This window comes from Rothia mucilaginosa, from assembly GCF_964211445.1.
GTDB lineage: Bacteria > Actinomycetota > Actinomycetes > Actinomycetales > Micrococcaceae > Rothia > Rothia mucilaginosa_E.
Map to the genome: position 1 here is coordinate 1 of NZ_CAXOQT010000053.1, position 1397 is coordinate 1397.

1 protein-coding gene is annotated in these 1397 nt (G+C 45.9%); it reads left to right on the top strand.

Translation table 11 applies throughout. From position 1 onward, the window contains the following. Positions 1-113 precede the first annotated feature (113 nt). Positions 114-1397 (top strand): ATP-binding cassette domain-containing protein (locus AB8E48_RS08885; protein WP_368886469.1); only part of this gene is annotated, 1284 nt, incomplete at its 3' end.

Sequence of the window (1397 nt, forward strand, 5' to 3'; positions counted from 1 at the left end):
GGAGCTACTGAAGGCAGAGGGAAAGTTTATGGAAATTTTCAAAAATCAGATCTCTGAAGATTCTGCAGGGCGCAAAACTTCCGCTGAAAGGGACTATAAAGATGCGTAAGATTATGGCTAATACTGTTTGGTCCGTGGTTTATGCTTTCAAAAATCACCCCGTATGGACCGTTTCCTATCTAGTGTCTGTTGTGTGCCTATCGCTATTCCCTGCTCTGCAGATGGAGGCTGTCACTAGACTTGTTGAGCATTTGGGCCAGAGCCAGGATGAAGTGCTCCCGCTAGCTCTGGGGGTTAGTTTTGTGCTGGCAGGATACATTGCCCTGGGACAAGCATCAGACTCTCTGCGTATGATTCTAAATTCTCGAATGTCAAGTACGGGTATTCAGAACGTATCTTCTCGTCTGGCGACTTGTTCTTCTCAGGAAATCGCGAGCGGTGATTATGCTCGCTCATCAAGGGCCGCTCATGAAGCTGTGACAGGGGGGAGCCTGGGGTCTCAAGTTTCCACTATGGGTGCTCTGATATTCATCATTTTTTCGACGGGAGCCCTTAGTTATTCCGTAGGAAAGATCAATGTATATGCTTCACTCTGCATGCTTGCAGGCATGATTCCTGTTGCCTTTATGTCACATCTCTATTCGAGTAAAAATGCTGAGGCAATGGAAAAAATATATTCATATAACTACAACGCATGGCATAGCACTAACCAGATTGCACAAATAACTACTGCTCGTGAGCTTGCAATTCTTAATGCTCGTTCATTTTTTGCGTATCGCGCTAATCAAGAACGGAAAAAATCCGGTGAGGAGGAAATTGGCCTAGCTCGTTACATCCTCAGAATATATACAATTGTTGGTTTTATAAGCGCTGCATTGCTAGCTTTAGCCCTTATTCTTCTAGCCACCTCGTCGCCGGCTCCCGGTGCTCTTGCTGGAGCTGTTATAGGTATTACCTCGGCTATAGTCTCGCTTGGCTCGATGGGAAGCGACCTTAGCTCGATGGCAGCGGGGTCAAACGCAATTGATATATATCGAAAGTTTATTTCTAGCGCACAGCCCAAGCAGAAAAATTCGGTTGCCGATACCTACCCCGAAATCTGCAGCGTTTCCATTAGGAATCTTGCTATCCAGTATCCAAAAGCTGATTCTTTAGCTCTTAAAAACATCAATCTCACTTTTGGTCCCGGGCAGATGATTGGTATTGTCGGGCCCAGCGGATCGGGAAAGACAACCCTAGTAAATGCACTCATGGGTATGCTTAAGCCCTCCAAAGGAGACATCCTCATTGGAGATAAACCGGTACAGGACATATCACCTGATGATTTGTTGGCGAATGTTGGTTTGGTGAGTCAAGACTACGGCCGTTATGAACTGACTGTGCGTGAAAATCTTCTT